Source organism: Arthrobacter sp. ov118 (assembly GCF_900116495.1).
Lineage (GTDB): Bacteria > Actinomycetota > Actinomycetes > Actinomycetales > Micrococcaceae > Arthrobacter.
In genome coordinates this window covers 831,172-847,690 of sequence record NZ_FPAY01000001.1, presented here as the reverse complement: position 1 = coordinate 847,690, position 16,519 = coordinate 831,172, and the positions used below count along the sequence as shown (strand labels likewise).

The 16,519-nt window shown below is 68.0% G+C and carries 15 protein-coding genes; 8 read left to right on the top strand and 7 right to left on the bottom strand.

Features of this window, described 5'->3' with window-relative positions; genetic code table 11:
* Positions 1-15 precede the first annotated feature (15 nt).
* The 3 genes from BM372_RS03955 to eda are packed head-to-tail and all read left to right on the top strand — an operon-like array spanning position 16 to position 3,063.
* The gene (locus BM372_RS03955; protein ID WP_090952954.1) at positions 16-984 is read left to right on the top strand and encodes a sugar kinase; all 969 of its coding nucleotides are present in this window, start codon (positions 16-18) and stop codon (positions 982-984) included.
* Entirely contained in the window at positions 972-2,438 is a 1,467-nt protein-coding gene (locus BM372_RS03950) for a mannitol dehydrogenase family protein (protein ID WP_090952956.1), read from the top strand. The genes BM372_RS03955 and BM372_RS03950 overlap by 13 nt, the downstream gene beginning before the upstream one ends.
* Positions 2,431-3,063, top strand: a complete 633-nt coding sequence (eda, locus tag BM372_RS03945) for a bifunctional 4-hydroxy-2-oxoglutarate aldolase/2-dehydro-3-deoxy-phosphogluconate aldolase (RefSeq protein ID WP_090952092.1) — start codon at positions 2,431-2,433, stop codon at positions 3,061-3,063. Before BM372_RS03950 ends, eda begins: the two co-directional genes overlap by 8 nt.
* Before the next feature lie 101 nt (positions 3,064-3,164).
* On the opposite strand, the gene BM372_RS03940 is transcribed toward eda, so the two are convergent.
* Complete coding sequence (locus tag BM372_RS03940) at positions 3,165-3,824, bottom strand: Type 1 glutamine amidotransferase-like domain-containing protein (protein ID WP_090952090.1); 660 nt, start codon at positions 3,822-3,824, stop codon at positions 3,165-3,167.
* Between the two features lie 199 nt (positions 3,825-4,023).
* Positions 4,024-4,872 carry a Rieske (2Fe-2S) protein gene (locus BM372_RS03935; RefSeq protein ID WP_090952087.1) on the bottom strand — a complete coding sequence of 283 codons (849 nt, stop codon included), beginning with the start codon at positions 4,870-4,872 and terminating at the stop codon, positions 4,024-4,026.
* Between the two features lie 223 nt (positions 4,873-5,095).
* Here BM372_RS03935 and BM372_RS20600 point away from each other — a divergent pair, with 223 nt between their 5' ends.
* The 4 genes from BM372_RS20600 (at position 5,096) to BM372_RS03915 (ending at position 9,286) form a co-directional block, all read left to right on the top strand.
* A complete protein-coding gene (locus tag BM372_RS20600) occupies positions 5,096-5,578 on the top strand; it encodes a DUF2127 domain-containing protein (protein WP_177235867.1) in 483 nt (160 codons plus the stop codon).
* A 76-nt stretch (positions 5,579-5,654) separates the two neighbouring features.
* Entirely contained in the window at positions 5,655-7,109 is a 1,455-nt protein-coding gene (locus BM372_RS03925; RefSeq protein ID WP_256214018.1) for an MFS transporter, read from the top strand.
* A gap of 124 nt (positions 7,110-7,233) precedes the next feature.
* Positions 7,234-8,610: a sensor histidine kinase gene (locus tag BM372_RS03920; RefSeq protein WP_090952081.1), complete on the top strand. Its 1,377-nt coding sequence runs from the start codon at positions 7,234-7,236 to the stop codon at positions 8,608-8,610.
* Positions 8,603-9,286: a response regulator gene (locus BM372_RS03915; protein ID WP_256214017.1), complete on the top strand. Its 684-nt coding sequence runs from the start codon at positions 8,603-8,605 to the stop codon at positions 9,284-9,286. The genes BM372_RS03920 and BM372_RS03915 overlap by 8 nt, the downstream gene beginning before the upstream one ends.
* 96 nt (positions 9,287-9,382) lie before the next feature.
* Here BM372_RS03915 and BM372_RS03910 read toward each other — a convergent pair whose 3' ends face one another.
* Genes BM372_RS03910 through BM372_RS03890 form a run of 5 tightly spaced genes read right to left on the bottom strand, consistent with a single transcriptional unit; the run spans position 9,383 to position 14,984 of the window.
* Complete coding sequence (locus BM372_RS03910) at positions 9,383-10,735, bottom strand: LLM class flavin-dependent oxidoreductase (RefSeq protein WP_090952075.1); 1,353 nt, start codon at positions 10,733-10,735, stop codon at positions 9,383-9,385.
* Positions 10,735-12,114: an LLM class flavin-dependent oxidoreductase gene (locus tag BM372_RS03905; RefSeq protein ID WP_090952072.1), complete on the bottom strand. Its 1,380-nt coding sequence runs from the start codon at positions 12,112-12,114 to the stop codon at positions 10,735-10,737. The genes BM372_RS03910 and BM372_RS03905 overlap by 1 nt, the downstream gene beginning before the upstream one ends.
* 37 nt (positions 12,115-12,151) lie before the next feature.
* Positions 12,152-13,036 carry an ABC transporter ATP-binding protein gene (locus BM372_RS03900; RefSeq protein ID WP_090952069.1) on the bottom strand — a complete coding sequence of 295 codons (885 nt, stop codon included), beginning with the start codon at positions 13,034-13,036 and terminating at the stop codon, positions 12,152-12,154.
* Complete coding sequence (locus tag BM372_RS03895; protein WP_143111422.1) at positions 13,012-13,875, bottom strand: ABC transporter permease; 864 nt, start codon at positions 13,873-13,875, stop codon at positions 13,012-13,014. The genes BM372_RS03900 and BM372_RS03895 overlap by 25 nt, the downstream gene beginning before the upstream one ends.
* Entirely contained in the window at positions 13,872-14,984 is a 1,113-nt protein-coding gene (locus BM372_RS03890) for an ABC transporter substrate-binding protein (protein ID WP_256214016.1), read from the bottom strand. The genes BM372_RS03895 and BM372_RS03890 overlap by 4 nt, the downstream gene beginning before the upstream one ends.
* Positions 14,985-15,666: 682 nt before the next feature.
* On the opposite strand from BM372_RS03890, the gene BM372_RS03885 reads away from it, so the two are divergent.
* Positions 15,667-16,410: a Clp protease N-terminal domain-containing protein gene (locus tag BM372_RS03885; RefSeq protein ID WP_177235866.1), complete on the top strand. Its 744-nt coding sequence runs from the start codon at positions 15,667-15,669 to the stop codon at positions 16,408-16,410.
* Positions 16,411-16,519 lie beyond the last annotated feature (109 nt).

The following is a 16,519-nucleotide window of genomic DNA, read 5'->3' as shown; positions in this document are numbered from 1 at the left end:
GCCCAAGAGAATGCGATGCAAGAGCAGAAGCCCTTCGACGTCGTCGTAATGGGGGAGATCCTCGTCGAAGTCGCCACCGACCTGCCTTTCGGCCACGGGGTTCCAGCGCAGCTGGGCATCTCCGGCGACGCGCTCAACGTGGCGGCAGCGGCAGCTGCCGCCGGCGCCAGGGTGGGGCTGCTCTCCGTCCTGACGGACGACGACCTGGGCCAGGCCATCGCCGCCAGGATCGCCGAACTGGGCATCTCCACCGACCTGCTGACGTTCCGTTCCGGGCAGCAGGGCGTCTATCTGGTGCACTGCGACCCGGCCGGGCAGCGCGAGTTCTCCTACGCCCGCAGCGGCAGCGTCGGATCGACAGTCGGCCCGGACGACGTCGAGCCGGCCGTTTTCGAGGCGGCCGGGGCCGTGATCGCCGGCGGCATCGCCTGCGCCATTTCGACGACGTCCCGCGCCGCCGTCGTGAAAGCCGCCTCCCTCGCGCAGCGCTTCGTGTTCGACCCCAACTTCCGGCCACGGCTCACCACACCGGAAGACGCGACGGCGGCGCTCACCGAACTCGCGTCCCAAGCGTTCCTGGTGACGCCGTCGTTTCCCGGCGAAACCAGCGTGCTCCTGGGCACTTCCTCGCCGCAGGAAGCGGCCGCCAAGCTGCGGGCCCATGGCACGGAGAACGTGGCCGTCACCTGCGGCGCCGAGGGGATCCAGCTCGACTGGGACCAGAACTCACTGTGGGTCCCGGCAATCCCGGCCCCCTCCGTGGTGGACCAGACCGGCGCAGGCGACGCCTTCGTCGGCACCCTGACCGCCCGTCTCGTTTTGGGCGACAGCCTTCCGGCAGCGGCCCGCTACGGCGCCGCGGCATCCTCACTGGTGGTGGGCGGCAAGGGCGGAACGGGTTTCATCCCCACGTTCGAGCAGACCCGTGCCCACGCCGCGACCGCCGGCGCCTCCGTGGAAGGAGCCGTGTCATCACACGCCTGACCCCTTCAACGCTGGCCGCCAGCGGCCACCAAACCGCAATCCAGCGGGACAAGCTGCAGCCCGGAATCGTCCACCTGGGCCTGGGCGCTTTCGCCCGCGCCCACACCGCGGTGTTCACCGAAGAAGCCATGCTTGCCTCCGGCGACTTCGACTGGGGAATCGTTGGCGTCACGCAGCGTTCAGACACCGTGGCCCGGCAGCTCTCGCCCCAGGACGGGCTGTTCACCGTGGCAGAGCGGGGCGCCGGTGCTGCCCCGCTGCGCGTCGTCTCGAGCATCGTCGAGGCCCTCTCCGGCCGGGACAAGCCGCAAGAAGTGGCGGACCGGATCGCCGCGGCATCAACACGGATTGTCACGCTCACCATCACCGAAAAGGGGTACCGGTTCGATCCGAGCACCGGCAGCCTCAACCTGGCCGACGCTGAGGTGCAGGCCGACCTTGCCGGCAGGGCCCCGCACACCGCCGTCGGCCAGATTATCCGTGGCCTTCAGCAGCGTGCGCGCACCGGGGCCGGGCCCGTCACGGTCGTGTCGTGCGACAACCTGCCGGGCAACGGCGAGCTGACCGGCACCATGGTCCGTGCGTTCGCCGCCGCCCTGCCTACAGCCGAAAGCGGACCGCTGCTGGCCTGGCTGGAGCAGAACGTCACGTTCCCCAGCACCATGGTGGACCGGATGGTGCCCGCCACGACGCCGGCCGACTTGGACGACGTCGAGCGTGAACTGGGCCTTCGCGATGAAGCGGCGGTGGTGGCCGAGCCGTTCAAGCAATGGGTCATCGAGGACAACTTCGCCGCCGGACGCCCGCGCTGGGAGGACGCCGGCGCCCTGTTCAGCTCCGACGTCGCCGCCTGGGAGGCCGCCAAGCTGCGCCTGCTCAACGCCAGCCACTCCATGCTGGCCTACCTCGGCCTCGCCGCGGGCAAGGAGACCATCAGCGACGCCGTGGGCCAGACCGCTTTCCTCACCGCTTGCCGGCGCATGATGGTTGAGGAAGCGCTGCCCACCATCACCCTGCCGCCGGAGCTGGACGGTGAACAGTACTGCTCCCAAGTGCTCAGCCGTTTCGCGAACCCTGCCCTGGGCCACACCACCGCCAAGGTGGGAAGCGACGGCTCTCAGAAGCTCGGGCTGCGCCTGCTCCCCACCATCCGCGGCACGCTCGACGCCGGGCGCGAGCCCCGGTGGGCCGCCCTGGCAGTCGCCGCCTGGATGCACCATGTGGCCACCTCCCCGGTGGCAGACCTGAACGATCCGCTGGCTACGCAGCTTCACGCCGTCCTGCCCGCCACCCGCACGGCGGCCACCGTGGTCCCCGCCCTGCTGGGCTTCCATCCCATCTTTGGCCAGGACTTGGCGCAGCACGCGGCGTTCACCGAACTGGTGCTGCACTGGTACCGCACCTTGGAAACCGACGGGCCCGATGGCCTGGGAAACGAGATCAACCATGGCTGACGCCTCAAAAGTCCTGAGCATTTCCCCGGTCATCCCGGTGGTCACCATCGACGACCCCCAGGACGCGGTTCCGCTCGCCCGGGCCTTGGCCGCCGGCGGCGTGAAAATCATCGAACTCACGCTGCGGACCGAATCAGCACTCACGTCATTGAAGCTGATCGCCGACGAGGTGCCGGACATCCTGGTTGGTGCCGGCACCATCCTTACGCCCGGACAGGCCGCCGACGCCGTCTCCGCGGGTGCCCAATTCCTGGTCAGCCCCGGGGTCACCCCGGCCCTGCTCACGCAGATGCTCACATTCGACGTCCCGGTACTTCCCGGCGTGGCCACCGTGGGCGAGGTCATGACCGTCCTGGAAAGCGGCCTGGACACCATGAAGTTCTTCCCCGCGGGCCCCGCCGGCGGCCCCAACTATCTGGCGGCCATCGGTGCGCCCATCCCGCACGTGCAGTTTTGCCCCACGGGCGGCATCAGTCTGGCCACCGCGCCGGACTACCTCAAGCTCCCCAACGTGTCCTGCGTCGGCGGCAGCTGGCTGACCCCCGCGGCGGCCGTCAAAAGCGGGGACTGGAATAGGATTACTGAACTGGCCCGGGAGGCAGCCGGGCTGAACGCGTCGGTGTAGCTGTAGCCCTTGGCCGGGACGAACTTAGCGTCGAGCCGGTTCGCTGTGAGTGTCACGTTCAGGTACGTCCAACGACGCGACGTCACGAATGCTGGGCGGTATCACCCGAACTTCGTCCATTGTCCTTCGGAAACCACCTCGATGGAGCCGTCGACGACCTTGATAGCTGTCTGTTCGTCGATGGCGTAGGCCGGGACGCCGATGTCGGCGGCCCACCGCTCTGCGTGGGCCAGGGTGTTGGTCGGGAAAGTGTCCAAGTGCGGGAAGATCGAAAAGTCCACCACCCCCAGGGTGCGATCGTCCGGCGCGGATGGCCACTCGACGAAGTACTCCCCGATCCGGGGCGTCATCACCATGCTTCCGGCACTCACTCCCACCCACACTGTGTCGGGCAGTGACGGCAGCAGGTCGGCCAGCCCGGACTCCCGCATCCAGTGGCACAGGTACGTGGCGTCGCCGCCGTCGACCAGGAGCACGTCGGCCTCCCGAAGCCAGGGGACCCATCGCTCCGCGCCGATGGTGGGCAGCGCGGTGAGTTCGAGGACGCCGAGCGACGCCCAGCCCAGGCCGGAGAAGTGCCGGAAGTCGGGCTCGGCGGCCAGGAGGCCCCGCACCGATGCCGGTCCGCACATCGGGTGACCCCACTGCGCTGTCGGGACGACCAGGGCGTAGCACTCGGCGATCGGCTTGTCGAGAAGCTGCACGAGCGCCGAGTGGATGCTCGGGTTCGTCACGCCGCCTGACGTAAGCAAGAGCTTCAAACGTGCCCCCAAAGTTCGCGCGGATGGTGGATGTGCCGGAAGACCCGGGACGGGCTGGAACTCATCGGCAGATGCTGTAAGCACACCCACCTGGCGTGCGGCCCGTCAATAGGGACACGCCCAGCAAGGGTCGACGGCCTGGAACCTCACGCATGTGTCCAGGCCGCGGCGCCCGTCGGGGACGGCCGGACCGGCTGTCTCAGCCGGCCCGGCGGACTTCGATCCGGCCGTCGTTTATCCGCGTTTCGTAGGCGGGCTGGGGGCGGGTGGCCGGTCCGCGGACGATCGTGCCGTCGGCGAGTCTGAAGGTGCTGCCGTGCCACGGGCAAATGACGCAGCCGTTCTCGATCTTTCCCTCCTCCAAGGGTCCGCCCATGTGGCTGCACACGGCATCGAGTGCGTGGATCGTTCCCTCGGAGCGGTGCAGCAGGAGCGAGACGCCGCCGACCTCCACGGTGCGGCGATCGCCGTCGGACATCCCGTCCTCATCGAGCACCGCCGTCCATTTGGAGGGCCCGGTGCGGTCCGCCGTCTTGTTCACATTCACCGCGTCGGCATAGGTCAGGTGCCCGCCCAGGAAACCGCCAACGGACATCAAGCCGAAGCCGGCCAGGCCGAGCGTTTTTCCAAGCCCGCGGTGGCCGTTCCTGCGGGCAATGGCGGATGAAACGTAGAAGCAAAGGGCAGTACTGTTGGCCAAAGCGTGGATCACTCCGGTCCGCCTCGACTTCCCCGTTGTGTCCGACCAGTCGTTGAGGCCGGCTGCAGCTGTTGGAACAGCTGTGGCGATGCCGACGACGACAAGGGCGTCGGCCGCGGGTTCGGAAGCCCGGCCACCGGCCAGATCCAGAAGAGCGGCCATGCTCCAGGCGCCGATGGGCAGATCGGTGAGCACCGGATGCAGCGGGTGCCCGATGTAAGTACCGCTCAGAAGATTCCGGACCGGCCGCGGGCTGACCGCCTTGCCCACGGCCTTCGCGAGGGAAGACGCCACACCGTCGAGTAAATCGAACTGCTCGACGGCTTTGACGACAGAATCTAGCTTCATTGCAACTCCTAGGTCTCAGCACCCGGCACGGGCCGTTCAGGAACAGGTCGCTGGTTCTCCGCGGTGTCCGCGTGGCCAGTGGACGAAAGCTTTGCACCGTGCCACGGTCCGTGGCAAGAGCCGGGCCTTGCCAGGCACATGGCCAGGTGGACGAGCCCGGCGTAGTCTTCCAGCACGGCCTCGCAGTTTCGGCAGGCGATCGAGCGCTGGAGAGTGGGCACTCTTGGACCGGACGTTCCGGGTCATTCTGATCTTCAAGGGCCTGGACGGCGTATTGGAACTGGTGGGCGGAGTTCTGCTGCTCCTGGTGTCTCCGCAGCAGATCGGTGCCATGGCCCGGGTTCTGACCCAGCACGAACTCTCCGAGGATCCCCACGACCTGGTTGCCCACGCCCTGGTGCGGTCAACCAGCAACCTCTCTGCCTCAGCATCGTTGTTCGGAGCCGTCTATCTGCTACTCCACGGACTGGTCAAAGTTGTCCTGGTGTGGGCGGTCCTGCAGGACAGGCTGTGGGCCTATCCTTGGATGATCGCCTTTCTTCTGGTCTTCATCATCTACCAGGTCTATAAGATCTTGGTCTCCTTCTCCTGGGGTCTGGCACTGCTGACTGCGTTCGATATCTTCATCGTGTGGCTGACGTGGCGCGAATACCGGCGCCACAAGGCCCGGGCCGCCAGCGGCGGACGTCCGGGACTAATTCGGTGAATGACGCAGTTATGCGTTCGGAACTGCCCAGTGGGAACGGGTTCATGCAACGCGCTTCGGGCGCCGAGGGGAGTGGATGTACGTGACGACAACGCATGCCGAGGGGGTAGGTTTCCGCTCCCAACGCGGACCTGTCCTCATTGCCCTGATGCTCTCCACCGGGCTGGTGGCGATCGATGCGACGATTGTGGCCACAGCGGTGCCTTCGATCGTGCATGACATCGGCGGGTTCACGTCGTTCCCGTGGCTTTTCTCCGCCTACCTGCTGGCGCAGGCCGTGTCAGTCCCTGTCTACGCGAAGCTCTCCGACACCATCGGCCGCAAGCCGATCATGCTGATCGGAATCGGGTTGTTCCTGCTCGGCTCGATCCTGTGTGGGGTGGCCTGGAGCATGCCGGTCCTCATCGCCTTCCGCGTGGTGCAGGGGCTGGGGGCGGGGGCGGTCCAGCCGATGGCCATCACCATCGCGGGCGATATCTACACGCTGGCGGAGCGGGCCAAAGTGCAGGGCTACCTGGCGAGCGTGTGGGCCGTTTCTTCGGTGGTGGGCCCGACGCTCGGCGGAGTGTTTGCCGCACTCGGGATCTGGCGTGGCATCTTCCTGGTGAACATCCCGCTGTGCCTGGTGGCAGGGTGGATGCTGGTCCGGTCGTTCCACGAAAATGTCGAGCGTGTGAAGCACCGGGTCGATTATTTGGGGGCCGGACTGCTCACCGCCGCGCTGACCCTGCTCATTCTCGGCGCCCTTGAAGGCGGCCAGGCCTGGGCTTGGAACTCCGCCATCAGCATCGCGGTGTTCGCCGGCGGCGCCGTCTTGTTCGCCGCGTTCATCCTCGGCGAGCGCAGGGCGGCGGAGCCGGTCCTGCCGCCGTGGGTCGTGTCCCGGCGGCTGCTGGCGACGACGGCCCTGATCTCTTTCGGCGTGGGAGCGGTCATGCTTGGCCTCACTTCCTACGTTCCCACGTTCCTCGAAGGAGCCCTTTCCACCTCCCCGATCCTGGCCGGACTCGCGCTGGCGGCACTGACCATCGGCTGGCCGATCAGCGCGTCCCAATCGGGCCGCCTGTACCTTCGGATCGGATTCCGGAACACCGCCCTGATCGGCATCACGATCACCGTCATCGGCACAGCAGTCCTTGCCTTCACCGCCACCACCCCCAACGTCCTGTTGACCGCCGGCAGTTGCTTCATCGTCGGGCTCGGACTCGGGCTCGTCGCGACCCCCACGCTCATCGCCGCCCAAACCAGCGTCGAATGGAACGAACGCGGCGTGGTCACCGGCACCAACCTCTTCGCGCGGTCAATCGGCAGCTCCATCGGCGTCGCCGTTTTCGGGGCGATAGCGAACGCCGTCTACGCCGGAACCCCGCACGGCGAGACCGACCCCCACACGGTCGTCGCGGCCTCCGCTTCCGTGTTCCTGGCCGTCACGGTCGTCGCCGCGCTCACCGTCGTCGCCGTGATCGGCATGCCCGCCGCAAGGAACATCAAACAGGTCCCCGCCGCGGCGCAGGCCAATCCGCGAGGCTGATCCAGAGGTTCGGGTCCGGGAAACTGCCCAAAAGCTGGCTCAAAGAATGAATCAGCTGGCTTTTAGGTTGAGATCTCAGCAATATGGCGAGAACGGTGTGATTGCCGTGGATATGGTGACTGGCATGGAACCAGTTACGAATTTTGCGCGGCGTTGGGGCGCCCCCGCGGCGGCCGTCATCTTCTTCTCCCTGTGGTGTGTGGCCGAGGCCGGCAGAATGGGAGGATCCTGGCTGACCTGGTCAGGGAACTGGGCGCTGGTGCTGATGACATTGGCGATTGCCACTGCCTCCTGGAAACCCCTGGTCTCCCTTGGGTGCACGGTTGCTCTCCTTGCCGGACAGTTAAGCCATACCCTGCCGCCGATGGCTTCCAACCACTGGGCCATCTACCTGGGCTCCTTTATCGCTCTGGGCTTCATATTGTGGACAGCCCCGCAGCGGCTGCGGTACATCGCTGCCGGCGCGAACGTGGCCGCCGCCGCCGTCATGGCGTTCCTGATGCTCTCGTGGAGATATGGCGACGGTGTCGGATGGTACCCCCCTGCGTACGCCGGCGACCGGTGGATGCTGCAGGACTATGGCTGGCAGCTGTTCGCGCTCCTCCTGCTAATCGCCGGGGCCTGCGCCGCCGTCGGTCTTCTGCTGGCCCTGTACCAGGAACGGGGCAGCCTGTTCCGTGCGCGTGAGCTGGCGCAGAGCAGCCTGAAGGAAGCCGAGGTCGACCTGATCGTGGAGCAGGAACGGACACGTATCGCCCGGGATCTGCACGACGTCCTCGCCCATTCCCTCGCGGTCATCGCCGCACAGGCCGACGGAACCCGCTACCTGAGCAAGGACCAGCCCAGGGCCGTCCTTAGCGCGCTGGACACCATTGCTCGATCCGCCCGCAGCGCCCTGGTGGACGCCCAACGCGTGATCGAGGGAGTCCGCGACGACGGCATGGTGACGCCCCAGCCGCGGCTGAGCGACATCCCGGCACTAATCGAAGGCATGCAGCGCGGCAGTTTGAAGATCCACCCGACCGAATCCGGGACGCCCGTGAAGCTCTCCACGGGACAGGAGTTAGCAGTCTTCCGGATCGTTCAGGAGTGCCTGACCAATGCCCTCAAACATGGCGGGCGCGGCACGGATGTGCGGCTCCACTTTGACTGGAGCGGGCCGGGCCTGACACTGCACGTGGCCTCGGCCGTCGAACCAGCCGTCCCAGAAGACGCTGCGGATCCGGCCGGGCCGCGGGTCGGGAGGGGACTTCCCGGCATGCGCGAACGCGCGCATCTGGCCGGCGGCTGGCTGACGGCCGGACCGGACGGCGAGCACTTCCGGGTGACGGTCTTCATCCCCTACGGAACCCGGGAAGCGAGAGCGGCGGACGATCCAGCCGGCGCGGACGCAGGGGATGCTTTCGATGAAATCGCCGGCGGGGCAGTCCGGCCGGCGCTGGCCGGACCAGGCATTTCCGGGCCGGCAGGGGTCGCGCAGGAAGCCCACGGCCGTGGCTGATGCCGGGGCGCGCATCACCGTGGCCCTGGTGGACGACCAACCCTTGTTCCGGGCGGGTATCCGCATGCTGATAGAGAGCCAGGGGGACTTGGAACTCTCGGGGGAGGCCGGTGACGGGGAAGGCGCGGTGACCCTGGCAACCGAACGGCGCCCGGACGTCATGCTGATGGACTTGCGGATGCCGATCATGGATGGCGTCGAAGCCACCCGGCGGATCGTGCAGCACGCCGCGGCTGCAGGCGCCGACAAGCCAAAGATCATCGCGCTGACCACGTTCAACAGGGACCAGGCCGTCGTCCAGGCCGTGCAAGCCGGGGCGAGCGGGTATCTGCTCAAGAGCGCGGAACCGGAATTCCTGCTGGCCGCGATCCGGACCGTCCACTCCGGCTACGCCGTCATCGCCCCAGGATCCATTCACTCTCTCTTCGAGCATGCTGCCCGAAGCGTTCCTGCTACCGGTCCGGACTTGTCCGTACTTGCCGTGCTGTCCGTGAGGGAGCGGGACGTCTTCCTACTCGCGGCCAAAGGTCTCAGCAATGGTGAAATGGCTGAGAGTCTGTTTGTTTCTGAAGCCACGATCAAAACTCATCTGCGCAACGTCCTGGACAAACTGGAACTCCGCACCCGTCTCCAGTTGGTGGCATTCGCCCACGAACGCCGTCTACTGGGTGCCTGAACAGGCCGCGGGCGGCGGCGAGGCCCCGGTGGTTGGTGCGGAACCAGCGTCAGCGGGCTGACCTTGAGGCGGTGGACCCCAGGGGGCGGTACTCGGTCATGCGTGTGCTCCTAGTAGTTGCTGGCTGTGCCGGCTGGCGGGACGGTACTGGCTTTCAGGACGGTCGAGGCCGAAGTGCTCGCGCAGGGTCCGGCCGGTGTACTCGGTGCGGAAGAGACCGCGGGACTGCAGAATGGGAACCACCTCGTCGGCGAAGGCCTCAAAACCCCCGGGCAGCCAAGGGGGCATGATGTTGAACCCGTCAGCGGCGCCGCCTTCGAACCAGCGCTGGATCTCGTCTGCCATCTGCACCGGGGTTCCCGCGAAGACGTAGTGGCCGCGGGCCCCGGCGAAGCGGTGCAGCACCTGGCGTACGGTCAGGTTTTCGCGGCGGATGACGTCCAGAAGCAGCTGGCTGCGGCTGCCCTCCCGCCCCGCCGCGGCGAGGAGTTCCGCCGGGAAGGTCTCGTCCAGCAACACCCCCTCAAGGTCGACGCCGAGCAGCTTGCGCAGGATGCCCAGCCCGTACTCCGGCTGAGTCAGCTCGTCGAATTCCTGCTTGAGCGCCCGGGCCTCGGCCTCGGTGGAACCGAGGTACGGGCTGATGCCCGGCAGCACCAGGAGCTGATCCGGATCGCGGTCCAGCGCCGACGCCTGAGCCTTGATGTCGGCATAAAACGCCTGGGCACTGTCCAGGGTCTGGTGCGCCGTGAACACCGCCTCCGCATGCTGCGCCGCGAAAGCCTTCCCGTCGGCGGAGGACCCCGCCTGCACATGCACCGGCCGTCCCTGCGGGGACCGCGGCGTGTTCAGCGGCCCCGCGACGCGGAAGTATTCGCCCTCATGCTCAATGGGATGAATCCGTGAGGTGTCGGCGAAAACTCCCGTGCCGGCGTCGGCCACCACCGCCGCGTCCTCCCAGCTGTCCCAGAGCTTGCCCACCACGCGCACGAATTCATCGGCACGGGCATACCGCTCCGCGTGCGGGGGGTGCTGGTCCAGGCCAAAGTTCTGCGCGGCGCGTTCGGCGCCGGTGGTGACGATGTTCCAGCCCGCGCGGCCGCCGCTGAGGTGGTCCAGCGAGGCGAACAGCCGGGCCGCGTTGTACGGCTCCAGGTACGTGGTGCTGGCCGTGCCGATCAGGCCGATCCGTTCAGTTGCGACGGCGATCGCGGACAGCCAGGTGAACGGCTCGATCCGGAACCGGGTGGCGTACTGGACGTTGCTTTCCAGCGCCGGGCCATCGGCGTAGAACACGGCGTCCAGCTTTGCCTGCTCCGCGCGCTGGGCCAGTTCCTGGTAGAACCGGATGTCCAGGAGCCGCTCGGGCTGGGACTTCGGGTGCCGCCAGGCGGCCTCGTGGTGGCCGCCGGGGTAGATGAACAGGTTGAGTTTCAGCTGCCGGGCCATTACAGCGCCGCCCCGATAGAGGCCAGCTCTGGTGCGGCGCCGGCGTAGCGGTTGGCAGGGCGCTCCAGACCGTAGTGCCCGCGCAGCGTCCGGGCCGTGTACTCGGTGCGGAACAGGCCGCGTTCCTGGAGGACGGGCACCACCTGGTCCACGAACGCGTCCAGTCCCGAGGGCAGCACGGGCGGCATGATGTTGAAACCGTCCGCCGCGCCGCCGTCGAACCATTCCTGGATGGCGTCCGCGACCTGCACCGGGGTTCCGGTGAAGGTACGGTGCCCGCGTCCGCCGCCCAGGCGTCCGATCAGCTGCCGGACCGTGAGCTGCTCCCGGCAGGCCAGCTGCACGATCAGGGTGTAGCGGCTCTTGGCGCCCTCGATCTGGTCCTCGCTGGGCAGGTCGTCCGGCAGCTGGCGGTCCAGGGGCAGGTCCTGCGGGTTGACGCGCAGGGTCTTGGCCAGCTGGATCCGGGCGTACTCCGGCTTGATCAGCCGGTCCAGCTCGCGTTCGAGCTCCAGCGCCTCCTCCTCGCTGGCGCCGATGACGGGCACGATCCCGGGAAGGATCTTGAGGGTTTCCGGGTCGCGGCCGGCGGCGGCCGTGCGGGCCTTCAGATCCCGGTAGAAGTCCTGCGCGTCCGCGAGGGTCTGGTGGGCCGTGAAGACGGCGTCCGCGTACCGTGCCGCGAGGTCCTTGCCGTCCTCGGACGAACCGGCCTGGACGATCAGCGGGTGCCCCTGGGGTGGGCGCTGGACGTTGAGCGGGCCGCGGACCCTGAAGTGTTTGCCCTCGTGGTCGATGACGCGGATCTTCCCGCCGTCAGCCCAGATGCCTTCAGCTTTGTCGGCGACGACGGCATCGTCCTCCCAGCTGTCCCAGAGCTTCCGTGCCACCTCGAGGAATTCCGCGGCACGCTCGTACCGGACGGCGTGCGTCGGCTGGTCGTCCACCCCGAAGTTCCGGGCAGCGTCCGGGCCGGCGGTGGTGACCACGTTCCAGCCCGCACGGCCGCCGCTGACCCAGTCCACCGAGGCGAAGCGGCGGGCCAGGTTGAACGGCTCGTTGTAGGTGGTGGAGGCGGTGGCGATCAGTCCGATGCGGTCGGTGGTGCCGGCGATAGCCGTCAGCAGCACGGTGGGTTCCAGCTTGCCGGCGGGGCGGCGGCCCACCTCGCCGAACAGGACGGGGGAGTCGGCGAAGAAGATGGAGTCCAGCTTGCCGCGCTCGGCGGTGCGGGCCAGCTGCTTGTAGTGTTCCACGTCGGTGTTGGCCTGCGGGTCGCTCTCGGGCAGCCGCCAGGACGACTCGTGGTGCCCGGTGCTCATCAGGAAGGCGTTGAGGTGGAGTTGGCGCCGCTGCGGGGCCGGGTTGTGGGAAGTCATGGAGTGCTCCTTGCTGGTCAGGGTGGGGCGTTTCGGGTCAGCGGGCGCCCGCGGCGGCTGGGCGGGCGGCCGCTTCGGCTGCTCCGGCGGCGGATTCGATGGCGGTGCCGACGCTGGTGTGGACGCCGAGGGCGGTGAGGAGGTCGCGGCGCAGCGCTTCGTGGCCGGCGGCATCGGCAGCGGAACCGACCTGCGGTGCCACGGGTCGGACAGTGGCGGTGCGGCCGTGGTCAAGGACCACGATCCGGTCGGCCAGGGCGATGGCCTCGTCCACGTCGTGGGTGACCAGCAGGACCGCCGGGCGGTGCGCGGTCACCAGGTCCCGGAGCAGCCCGTGCATCCTGATCCGGGTCAGGGCGTCGAGGGCGCCGAACGGTTCGTCCGCCAGCAGCAGCTGCGGTTCACGGACCAGCGACCGGGCCAGCGCCACGCGCTGCTGCTCGCCGCCGGACAGCTGGTGCGGCCACGATTTTTCGCGGCCGGCGAGCCCCACCTCGGCGAGGGCCCTGCATGCCCGGGTCTCGGCGTGCTCCCGAAGGCCCAGGGTGACGTTGCCCAGCACCGTGTCCCAGGGCAGCAGCCGTGAATCCTGGAACACCACCGAAACGCGGTCCGGGACGCGAATGACGCCGCTGCCGCGCACGTCGCGGTCCAGGCCGGCGAGGGCACGCAGCAGGGTGCTTTTGCCGCAGCCGCTGGGGCCGAGGAGGGCCACGAATTCGCCGGGGGCGATGTCCAGGTCCACGCCGTTCAGCACGCCTTTGGGCCCAAAGCCGCGGATCAGGCCGCGCACGGACACGGCCGCGTTCGCCGCCAGGGCGGGACGGGCGCCTGTGTTGGCTGCCACGGCGAGCCGGGCGGCGGAGGGACGTTCGACGGCGGAAGGGGCGACGGCGGTCAGCCCGCCAGTGTTCGCTGCCATGAGAGGGCCTTTCGTTCGATGAGGCGGACGGTGCCGTCGGAGAGGAGGCCGAGAATGCCGTAGACGGCCAGTCCGAGGACGATGATGTTGGTTTGGCCATAGGTGCGGGCGAGCTCCATCATGTAGCCGATCCCGCTGGTGGCGTTGATCTGCTCCACGACCACCAGGGACACCCACGCGCCGGTGACCGCGAAGCGAAGGCCGAGGAAGAATCCGGGAAGGGCGCCCGGCAGAACCACCCGGCGGATGAAGCTTGCCCGGCTGAGGCGCACGGTCTGGGCCAGTTCGACGTAGCGCAGGTCGATGCCGCGCAGCCCCGCATAGGTCTGCAGGTAGACGGGGACGAAGACGCCCAAGGTGATGGTGAGGACCTTCATGGTCTCGTCGATGCCGAACCACAGGATGAGGAGCGGGATCAGGGCGAGGCCGGGAATGGCGCGTTTGATCTGCACTGGTCCGTCGATCAGCGCTTCCCCGACCCGGCTCAGCCCGGCGACAAGCGCCAGCACGGCGCCGACGACGGTTCCGAAGATCAGGCCGAGCAGGGCCCTCTGGGCCGAGACGGCGAGGTTTTCCTGCAGCCGGCCGTCGGCGATCAGTTCACCGGCAGTGACCACCACGGTCCAGGGTTCGGAGAGGACCCGGGGGTCCAGGAGCCCGGTACCCGAAGAAACGGTCCAGAGCAGCAGCAAAGCCGAGGGGCCCAGCAGCCAGGCGAGCCGCCGTCGTGGTCCCGGTCCCAGCCTCCTTCCGGCGGGCCGGACGTCCTCCCGGTCCGCGAGGTCCGGGTGCTGGTGGGGTGCGACGGCGGGACGTTCCAGTACGGTGGCGGCGCTCACGCGGCGCCTCCCTTGGCGGCCGCGGCGAAGGCGGAGCCGGCGATGGCCTCGTACCGGGTGTCGTAGAGGTCCGCAGCCTTAAGCTGGGGCTTTTTCTGTTCCCGGGACAGCAGGTCGATGGTCTGCTGGTGGCGGGCGATGCCCTCCGCCCAGGATGTGGGCAGGTCCCTCTTGCCGGCGGCGTCGATCAGGTACTGCCCGTCCTCGCGGGACAGGCCCTGGTCCTTAATGTAGTAGCCCTCCAGCCATTCCTTCGGGTGGTCTTCGATCCAGCGCTGCGCCTTGCCCCACACCCCGACGTACTTCGCCAGGGCGGCGGCTCGGGCAGGATCGGCGAGGACCTCGGTTGGGGAGTACAGGAGGCTCGGATCGTCCCGTAGCCCATGGCGCAGGGTGGCCGCGCCGTCGTTCTTGTATTTGGCGAGGTAACGCTTGATCTGGACGCCGCCCAGCGGTGCGGCGTCCACCTGCTTGCTGGACAGTGCCGTGGAATAGGTGTCGCCGGTGCTGGGCAGTTCCACCAGCTTTACGTCCTCCTGCTTGAGTCCGGCTTTTGCCAGGATGCGCAGGACCAGGGCGCCCTGGGCCTGGCCGGGGCTGTAGGCCACCTTCTTGCCGCGCAGGTCCGCCAGGGAGTTGATGCCGGAGCCGGGGGCGACGCCGAGTTCGTACAGCGGGTGGTTTACCGCGTCCTGCCGGTAGGCGGTGGCGATGATCCGCACGTTCAGGCCGGTCCAGGTGGCGTGGATCGGCGGGATGTCTGCCACGGAGCCGACGTCCAGCGCCTTGGCGCGGAAGGCCTCGGTGGTCTGCGGGCCGCCGGAGATGTTGGCGAACTCCACGTTGATGCCGTCCAGCTCCTTGATCAGGCCCGACAGTTCGAGGGCCACGCGGATGCTGGGGTCGCCCACTTTGATGGTGATCCCGGCGGGGACAGTGGTGGCGAGCGGTGCCAGTGCGGCCTGGCTGACTTGCTGGCTGCCGGCGGTGGCAGTCCCGCCGCAGGCGGTCAGCACGGCCAGTGCGGGCAGGGCCAGGAGGGTGCCCAGGGTCCGGCGTCGGGTGACTGCGCGCTGGGTGATTGTGCGGGTGCCAGCGCGACCGGCCAAAGTGGAGGATCCCTCCGTTGGTGGGGCAGGGGTGGAAGACGTGAAGAACATTGCGGCCTTTCAGGAAGGTGAAGCGCGAGATTCGGGACAGGCGGGCACAGCGGAGCCGGCCCGGGAGAGCGCCCGGGCACGGGGCAAGGGGGATATTGCAGCCGCCTGGCTGAGGGGGTGGCTGTCAGTAGTCGGCGGGTTTAGCGGTCTCGCGGTGGCGCTTGGCGGTGGCGGAACAGCAGGGGGCTAGCGGTGGTGCTTGGTGGTCGGCGGGGAAATCAACGCCGGCCACGCCGCGCGGCGTGCTCCTTCGGCGTGCACATTCGGTGCCGGCGGCAACAGAGCGAACCTGAGGTGTGGGTGCCTTGCGTGCTGTGGGATGTCTGCGGCATCGGGTCCTCCTGTTCGTGGTGAGTCCATGTTTTGCTGCGGCCCGGCCTTGACCGTTGAATCACCTAAACACGGCTTTCACGGTCTTGGCCAGCACTGCGCAACGGACGCTCAACAGGAGGAAACGGCGCTACATATGGCGCCATGCAGGGCGCTTGACAGGCAACCCAGCGCCATGAACTGCAACGCAGGTTCATGTGGCTTGAGGTGTCGCGGGATGCTTTTGGCGCCCGGCACACGGCTCTGCGTCGAGCGTCAATCAAGGGTTGACGGGCGCCTCTTGGCAACTTAAGGTTGACGCATGAGCGATCCTCTTCGGATGACGAATCCGGTCCGTCTCGACGACCTCATCGAGGCCATAAAGAAGGTGCATCCCGATGCCCTCGAACAGCTCACAGACGCGGTGATTGCCGCGGATCATCTGGGTGACGTGGCCGACCACCTGATCGGTCATTTCGTGGACCAGGCCCGGCGCTCCGGTGCTTCCTGGTCGGAGATCGGCAGGAGCATGGGGGTCAGCAAGCAGGCGGCCCAGAAACGCTTCGTGCCAAAGGGCTCCGCTGAACCGCTGGATCTGGATCCCCGCCAGGGGTTCAGCAGGTTCACGCCGCGGGCCAGGAACGTGGTGGTTGCTGCCCAGAACGAAGCCCGTGCCGCGGGCAATGATGAGATCGGCCCCGCACACCTGTTGCTCGGGCTGCTGGCCGAGCCGCACGGCCTGGGGGCGCGGGCCATGAGCGCGCAGGGAATTTCCCCGGAGGCCGTGCGGCAGGCCGCCACCGCGTCCCTGCCGCCCGCGGCTGACCAGGTGCCAGAACTCATCCCGTACGATGCGCAGGCGAGGAAGGCACTGGAACTGACCTTCCGGCAGGCCTTGCGGCTGGGCCACAACTACATCGGAACCGAGCACATCCTGCTTGCGCTGCTGGAGCTTGAAGCCGGTGCCGGGGTGCTCGCCGGCCTAGGTATCGACAAGGCGGCGGCCGAAACGGAAATCACCACCGCCTTGGCCGCAATCCATGCCGCGCAGGAACAAAGGGAATAAAGACAGAGGAGGCACGGAAATGGGGGCAAGTGACGGTGCCGCCGACCGGGGTCCGGTCATCACGCCCACGCTTCAGACGGGCACCGCGGCCATCGTAGTGGCCGCCTGC